We start from the raw sequence: 6984 nt of genomic DNA on the forward strand, positions 1-6984 counted from the left end.
TAGTTTATTTCTTAAAATATGTCAATTACTTTGTCTTAGAATAAATAATCATTAATATCCTCATAAATAACCTTTATAATGACACCTATTGGTACAGCAATTATCATACCTATAAAACCGCCTATTTTTTCTCCAATTAGTAATAATATTATTATCATTATAGGATGCATATTTGTACTATCTCCTGTTATTTTGGGAGATAGTATATTCCCTTCTATTTGTTGTATTAAAAATACAACTAGTAATGTAAACAATGCCTCCTTAGGCGAATCTATTAAGGCCACTAATACAGCGGGTATCCCCCCAATAATGGGTCCAAAATAGGGTATTATATTTAATACCCCATTAAATATTCCAAGCGGTATAGCAAAGCTAACTCCTAAAATCATTAATGCAATACTTGTAACTACCCCTATAATTAATGATAAAAACAATTGACTTACTATATATCTACTCAAAACTTTATCTATATGTGTTAAAACTTTTTTTGTAACTATTCTCTTTTCTGTTGGTAATATTAACAGTAACTTATTAAATAATAGATTCCCATCCACTAAAAAATAGTAAGTTACAATAGGTACTATAGCTAAAGATATTATATTTTCAATTCCCTCCAAAATATTAGTTAGGAAGTTCTCAGAAAAATCTACTAAAAAGGTATTTGCCTTCTCATTTATACTTACATATATATTTTTCAAAAATCCTATATCATTTATCTTTAACTTTGAATATAAATCATCTATATATCTATCTATATTACCTATAATATTACTTATATTATTTACCTCTTTTAAAATATTTGGAATTAATATATAAAGAAATACTCCTATAATAATAAATATACTTAAAATAATAATTATTGATGATATTCTTTTACTCAGCTTAAGTCTTTCACTTAAAATATCTCTGATTGGTTTTAATGAATATGAGAAAATTAGACTTATCAAGATAATATTTACTACACTATTTATGGTTTTTACTTTTAAATAAAGTAAAAATATTATAATTACTCCTAAAATTAATATTATACTATTTATTATTTTCTTATCTTTTTTATAATTAAACATATTTTTTCTTCCTAGGAAGAGTTTTTAATCTCACTTCACCATTCCCATAATATAAAATAAAATCTTCTCCTAAAATACACTGCTTATGTAAAAGTATTTCTTTACCTTTAAAAATTCTATCAAAAATTCCTGAGCTTATAATTAGACCCTTAATAGAAAAATCCTTTTCTTCTATAATTAAATCTTCTAAAACACCTAGTATAGTATTATTTCTATCCCTTACATCAATATCTTTTATTTCTCTAAAGGATATTCCTTCTTTTAAATCTAACTCTTTTACTATCATCACATCTTCTATTGTCATAATATTCGATGTGGTAATGAAGTTTTTCTTACTAAAGAATTTATAATTTGAAATTAAAAAACCTTTTACTATTCCCGTACTAAAATCTATATACACATCTCCTATTATCCCCAAGTACTTCCCCCTTAAATCATAGACCTTTAGCAAATAAAAATCCTTGGTTTTCAACATAGCTTTACCCTCCTATATCCCATAAATATATTATTTCCTAAAGATAAAAAAAAATTCCCATATTTTAAAATATGGGAATTTTTTTTATTTATATAATCTTTTCTATTACTCCGCCACCAACTACTATATTACCATCATAAAATACTACTGATTGGCCTTTAGTAATTGCTCTTTGTTTATCTTTAAATGAAACTTTAACTTTTCCATCTTCTAAAGGTGATAAAACAGCCTCTGCTGGCCTTGCTTGATATCTCACTTTAGCAGATACGGTTATTTCTTTATCTAATTTATCAAATGGAATAAAGTTAACATCTTTAGCTACTAAATCAGTTTTAAACACATCCTCTTCAGGACCTATTATTACCTCATTAGTATTAGGATTTATATCTGTAACAAAAACAGGATAACCTAAAGCTAACCCAAGACCTTTTCTTTGGCCTATAGTATAATACACTATACCTTTATGTTTACCTATTACATTTCCATTCTTATCAACGAAATTTCCTTGCTTTACTTCATTTGGTCTAACTAGAGTAATAAACTTACCATGATTATTATCAGGTATAAAGCATATTTCTTCACTATCTTTTTTGTTATGAACAGCTAAACCTATTTCTTTAGCAATTTCTCTTATTTTATCCTTAGTATAATCTCCACAAGGCATTAAAGTTTGACTTAATTGTTCTTGAGTAAAGTTATATAAAGCATATGTTTGATCTTTTTTATCATCATCAGCTTTAATTAAAAGATATCTTCCATCTTCATTCTTTTCAATTTTAGCATAATGACCTGTAGCAACATAATCGGCACCAATGCCTTTTACTCTTCTTAAAAATTCATCAAATTTAATATGTTTATTACAAGCTATACATGGATTTGGTGTCTTACCTTCCATATATTCTTGAACAAAATAGTCTATTACTTTTTCCTTAAAAGATTCTTTAAAGTTAAGGACATAAAAAGGTATTCCTAACCTATCAGCAACCCTTCTAGCATCTTCAACAGATGAAAGAGAACAGCAACCACCTTCTCTTTCAACGTAATCTTCAGATTCGTCATCAAAATGCTTCATAGTTACGCCAATAACATCATAACCTTGTTCTTTTAAAAGATATGCAGCAACGGAGCTATCAACTCCGCCACTCATACCAACTACTACTTTTTTCTTCATTTTACTTCCTATTCATCACCGTGGACATGATCATGAATATCATCATGTTCTTCAAAATCCCAAAGCTCTAAACCTGCATTGTTTCTATAGTCATTAATTGCTTTATGTATAGCTTCTTCAGCAAGAACTGAACAATGCATTTTTACAGGTGGAAGTCCATCTAAAGCTTCTGCAACAGCTTTGTTAGATAACTCCCAAGCTTCTTCCACAGTCTTTCCTATTATTAATTCTGTTGCCATTGATGATGATGCAATGGCTGACCCACAACCAAAAGTCTTAAACTTTGCGTCCTTAATTATATTATCTTCGATTTTTAAATAAACCTTCATTATGTCACCGCATTTAGCATTACCAACTTCTCCAACACCACTTGCGTTTTCAATTTCCCCTACATTTCTTGGATTTCTAAAATGATCCATTACCTTATCGCTGTACATCATAATATTTTTCTCCCTTCTTTAAATAGTCTTCCCATAATGGAGACATATCTCTTAATCTTTTGATAATAGGTGGAACAACTTCTAAAACATAATCTACATCTTCTTCAGTTGAACCATCTCCTAATGTTAGTCTTAATGATCCATGTGCTAACTCATGTGGTAGTCCTATTGATAGTAATACATGTGATGGATCTAATGATCCTGAAGTACAAGCACTTCCACTAGATGCACATACTCCTTCAAAATCTAAAGAAAGTAATATTGATTCACCTTCTATAAATTCAAAAGTTATATTTACATTACCAGGTAATCTCATATCCCCTCTAGGTCCATTTAGCCTAGTATGAGGTACCTTTAAAAGTCCATCTATTAACTTATCTCTAAGAATAGTTAATTTTTTATTATGTTCATCTAAATTTTCAGTAGCAAGTTCTATAGCTTTTCCAAGTCCAACTATTGCTGCAGTGTTTTCTGTACCCGCTCTTCTAGCTCTTTCTTGACCACCGCCATGAATTAAATTATCTATTCTTACGCCTTTTCTAATATATAAGGCACCAATTCCCTTAGGTCCATAAATCTTATGTCCTGCTAGAGATAACATATCTATATTCATTTCTTTAACATCTATTTCTATATTTCCTACAGCTTGAACTGCATCTGTATGGAACAATACTTTTCTTTCCCTACAGATTTCACCTATTTCTTTTATAGGCTGAATAGTACCTATTTCATTATTTGCAAACATAATAGAAACTAATATAGTTTTATCTGTTATAGCATTTTTAAGTTCTTCTAAATTAATAAATCCTTCTTCATCCACATTTAAATAAGTAACTTCAAAACCTTGTTTTTCTAAATACTCACAAGTGTGAAGTACTGCGTGATGCTCAATCTTCGTTGTTATTATATGATTTCCTTTTTTTCTATGAGCTGAAGCAACGCCCTTGATAGCCCAGTTATCTGCTTCTGAACCACCTCCAGTAAAGTAAACTTCACTTATATCACAGTTTAAAGCCTTTGAAACTCTGTTTCTAGCCTTATCTATAGCCATTTTAGTTTCTCTTGAAATTCCATAAAAAGATGATGGGTTACCATATTTCTCAGTAAAGAAAGGCATCATTTCATCTAAAACTTCTGGCTTAACATAAGTTGTTGCTGCATAGTCCATATAAACATTTTTCATCTTTACTCGCTCCTCTTAATAAACTTAATGGATTCACTTTCAAACTTCATTCTATCATAATCATCTACAATATCTTGAAGCGTTATGCTTTCCATTACTTCATCTATACTGTTTTTTATTTTTTCCCATAACAATCTAGTAGCACAAAAATCAATATTATCACACTCAGTTCCCTCAATGCATTCAGCGATTTCAACTGGGCCCTCTAATACATACATTACATCTGCTACTGTAATATCTTTTGGAGCACTATTTAAAACATATCCACCTTGAGCTCCTCTTATACTTTTTATAAGATTTGCTTTTCTAAGAGGTGAAAATAACTGTTCTAAATAATATTCAGATATATTTTGTCTTTGAGATATTGTTTTTATAGAAACGGGGGCATCTCCATAGTGCATAGCAAGGTCTACCATAGCCTTGACCCCATATCTACCCTTAGTAGAAAGCTTCATATCTCTTCCCCCTTTAAAGTTGACTATTTTACTAGTATTTACTTCAATATCTTATCAAAATGGTCTGCTATTGTCAATAATGATAAAGAGTCTTAACGTCTTAGTTTTAATATATTCAACAATTAAATATTTAGCATCTTATTAATTCTTAATTATTAGTATTTTTTATACTCTTCCAATAATTTCTTAAACTATCTTCATACTTATTATTTTGCGGTTCATAATATTTTGTTCCTTTTAAATTATCAGGTAAATACTGCTGATTAATATAATTGTTTTCATAGTCATGAGGATATTTATATCCTCCTACCCCTAAGTTTTTAGCACCAGAATAGTGGGCATCTTTTAAATGACTTGGAACATCACCTACATTTTTATTTTCCAAATCTCCCATTGCTTTAGATATAGCTTTATAAGCACTATTAGACTTTGGAAGTGTAGCTAAATATATTACTAATTCAGATAGTATTAATGATGCTTCTGGTAATCCAACCTTCAATGCAAGTTCAACTCCTGAATTAACTACAGCTAGTGCATTTGGATGAGCAAGTCCTATATCCTCCGCAGCTATTACACTTATTCTTCTTATAATAGCCTGTAAATTTCCAGACTTAATTAATCTTGCTAAATAGTGTACAGCCGCATCAGCGTCACTTCCCCTAATGCTTTTTTGAAGCGCACTTAGGAAATTATAATATTCATCACCACTAGCATCTGCTCTAATATGTGATTGATTTAACTCTTCAATATATTCAACCGTTATCTTTTTAGTCTTATTTAATTGAGAATTTATACATAGTTCTAATATATTATAAGCTTTTCTATAATCCCCTTGAGAAATATCTGCGATATACTTTAAGGCATCTATTGTATATTCTACTTCAATGTCATCATTTATTAGTTTTTTTATTGCTTTTTCAAGTCCTTCTAATATTTCTTCTAAGCTTAATGATTGAAATTGAAAAATATTACACCTGCTTAATATAGCTTTATGAATAGCAAAATAAGGATTTTCAGTAGTACTTGCTATTAATGTTACTCTCCCATTTTCAATAAATTCTAAAAGCGCTTGTTGCTGTTTTTTACTAAAATGTTGAAGCTCATCAATATAAATTACTACTCCATTATAATTAAGTAAGCTATCCAAGCTATTAGTGATCTCTTGAATATCCTTAACAGATGCAGTTGTTGCATTTAGCTTATAAAACTTTCTATCACTATAGTTTGCCATAATATTGGCTAATGTTGTTTTACCCGTTCCTGGCGGTCCATAAAGAATGCAGTTAGGTATTCTTTTACTAATAATTAGATTATATAAGGGTTTTCCCTTGGCTATTATATCCCTTTGACCTATAAAATCTTCTAATTTTTCAGGTCTCATAACTTCTGCAAGTGGTTTCATAACATTCATCCTTTTCTTAATAGTTTATTTAAATCCTTCATTTAATTCCTTGGCTTTTTCTAAACTTTCATACTCAGTTAAACCTTCTATATAAAGTTCCTTCTCTTTTTCTTTTACTATTACTTCTATAGGAATATTTTCTCCAATAGCTTCATCACTACCTTCGCCACTCTCATCTTCATGTACCTCTAAGCTTCTAGCTTTTATATTTAAAAGCATATAGACTTTAAATTTACCATCCTCTTCTTTTATATCTACAATCTCACTATCATATTCTTCTAAAGTAACTTCTCCTATATATAAAGAATAAAACTCTTTATAATTACAAACATAAAAGTTCTTTTCACTTATATGTTTTTTCATAGTTTCATCATATCCTTTTTCATAAGATAAAACTAAATCTATAGTTTCTTTGATTTTATTTTCAGTTTTCGAATTTATTCCTGAAGAATTACTGCAACTTACAAGAATCATAATTTGAATAATTGCTACTATAATTAAAGATACATATCTTTTTTTCATGCTATCCTCCATATCCTATTATTTTTATAATAAACTTCACTTTAAATAATATCATAAAAATATAACTTCTATGTTTAATAATTTAAAAAAAGTATTCTTATAAATAATAAAAAAAGAGGATACTTTAAAGTATCCTCTTTCTCAGTTTGTTGATAAACCCCCTGTTAAAAAACAGAGGGTTTTCTATATTGTATGTGCGTAATATTGCATATTTAAAATATTAGTATAAATAATCATAATATAATCTAAAAATAGCAAAGATAGTCTTG

General features: G+C 28.8%; 8 protein-coding genes. All 8 read right to left on the reverse strand.

Going from position 1 to position 6984, the window contains the following annotated elements; translation table 11 throughout:
* Nucleotides 1-35 precede the first annotated feature (35 nt).
* Nucleotides 36-1067 (reverse strand): AI-2E family transporter, encoded by a 1032-nt coding sequence (locus tag GPX08_RS02165; RefSeq protein WP_156624973.1) that lies wholly within the window; start codon nucleotides 1065-1067, stop codon nucleotides 36-38.
* Entirely contained in the window at nucleotides 1060-1542 is a 483-nt protein-coding gene (locus tag GPX08_RS02170) for a photosystem reaction center subunit H (RefSeq protein ID WP_156624976.1), read from the reverse strand. Before GPX08_RS02170 ends, GPX08_RS02165 begins: the two co-directional genes overlap by 8 nt.
* A gap of 88 nt (nucleotides 1543-1630) precedes the next feature.
* Nucleotides 1631-2713 carry a tRNA 2-thiouridine(34) synthase MnmA gene (gene mnmA / locus GPX08_RS02175; protein WP_156624978.1) on the reverse strand — a complete coding sequence of 361 codons (1083 nt, stop codon included), beginning with the start codon at nucleotides 2711-2713 and terminating at the stop codon, nucleotides 1631-1633.
* An 8-nt stretch (nucleotides 2714-2721) separates the two neighbouring features.
* Nucleotides 2722-3153 (reverse strand): Fe-S cluster assembly scaffold protein NifU, encoded by a 432-nt coding sequence (nifU, locus tag GPX08_RS02180; protein WP_156624980.1) that lies wholly within the window; start codon nucleotides 3151-3153, stop codon nucleotides 2722-2724.
* Nucleotides 3137-4336, reverse strand: coding sequence for a cysteine desulfurase NifS (nifS, locus tag GPX08_RS02185; protein ID WP_156624982.1), 1200 nt, complete (start codon nucleotides 4334-4336; stop codon nucleotides 3137-3139). The genes nifU and nifS overlap by 17 nt, the downstream gene beginning before the upstream one ends.
* A gap of 2 nt (nucleotides 4337-4338) precedes the next feature.
* Nucleotides 4339-4791 carry an Rrf2 family transcriptional regulator gene (locus tag GPX08_RS02190; RefSeq protein ID WP_156624984.1) on the reverse strand — a complete coding sequence of 151 codons (453 nt, stop codon included), beginning with the start codon at nucleotides 4789-4791 and terminating at the stop codon, nucleotides 4339-4341.
* A 148-nt stretch (nucleotides 4792-4939) separates the two neighbouring features.
* On the reverse strand, nucleotides 4940-6193 hold the full coding sequence (locus GPX08_RS02195) for an AAA family ATPase (RefSeq protein ID WP_156624986.1): 1254 nt from the start codon (nucleotides 6191-6193) through the stop codon (nucleotides 4940-4942).
* 24 nt (nucleotides 6194-6217) lie between these two features.
* Nucleotides 6218-6715: a hypothetical protein gene (locus tag GPX08_RS02200; RefSeq protein ID WP_156624987.1), complete on the reverse strand. Its 498-nt coding sequence runs from the start codon at nucleotides 6713-6715 to the stop codon at nucleotides 6218-6220.
* Nucleotides 6716-6984 lie beyond the last annotated feature (269 nt).

It is taken from the genome of Clostridium tertium (genome assembly GCF_902652255.1).
Classification (GTDB): Bacteria; Bacillota; Clostridia; order Clostridiales; family Clostridiaceae; genus Clostridium; species Clostridium tertium_A.

Excerpts from the sequence above, each read along its gene's own strand:
- GPX08_RS02165 (WP_156624973.1), bottom strand. The coding sequence starts at position 1,067 with ATGTTTAATTATAAAAAAGATAAGAAAATAATAAATAGTATAATATTA.
- GPX08_RS02170 (WP_156624976.1), bottom strand. The coding sequence starts at position 1,542 with ATGTTGAAAACCAAGGATTTTTATTTGCTAAAGGTCTATGATTTAAGG.
- mnmA (WP_156624978.1), bottom strand. The coding sequence starts at position 2,713 with ATGAAGAAAAAAGTAGTAGTTGGTATGAGTGGCGGAGTTGATAGCTCC.
- nifU (WP_156624980.1), bottom strand. The coding sequence starts at position 3,153 with ATGATGTACAGCGATAAGGTAATGGATCATTTTAGAAATCCAAGAAAT.
- nifS (WP_156624982.1), bottom strand. The coding sequence starts at position 4,336 with ATGAAAAATGTTTATATGGACTATGCAGCAACAACTTATGTTAAGCCA.
- GPX08_RS02190 (WP_156624984.1), bottom strand. The coding sequence starts at position 4,791 with ATGAAGCTTTCTACTAAGGGTAGATATGGGGTCAAGGCTATGGTAGAC.
- GPX08_RS02195 (WP_156624986.1), bottom strand. The coding sequence starts at position 6,193 with ATGAAACCACTTGCAGAAGTTATGAGACCTGAAAAATTAGAAGATTTT.
- GPX08_RS02200 (WP_156624987.1), bottom strand. The coding sequence starts at position 6,715 with ATGAAAAAAAGATATGTATCTTTAATTATAGTAGCAATTATTCAAATT.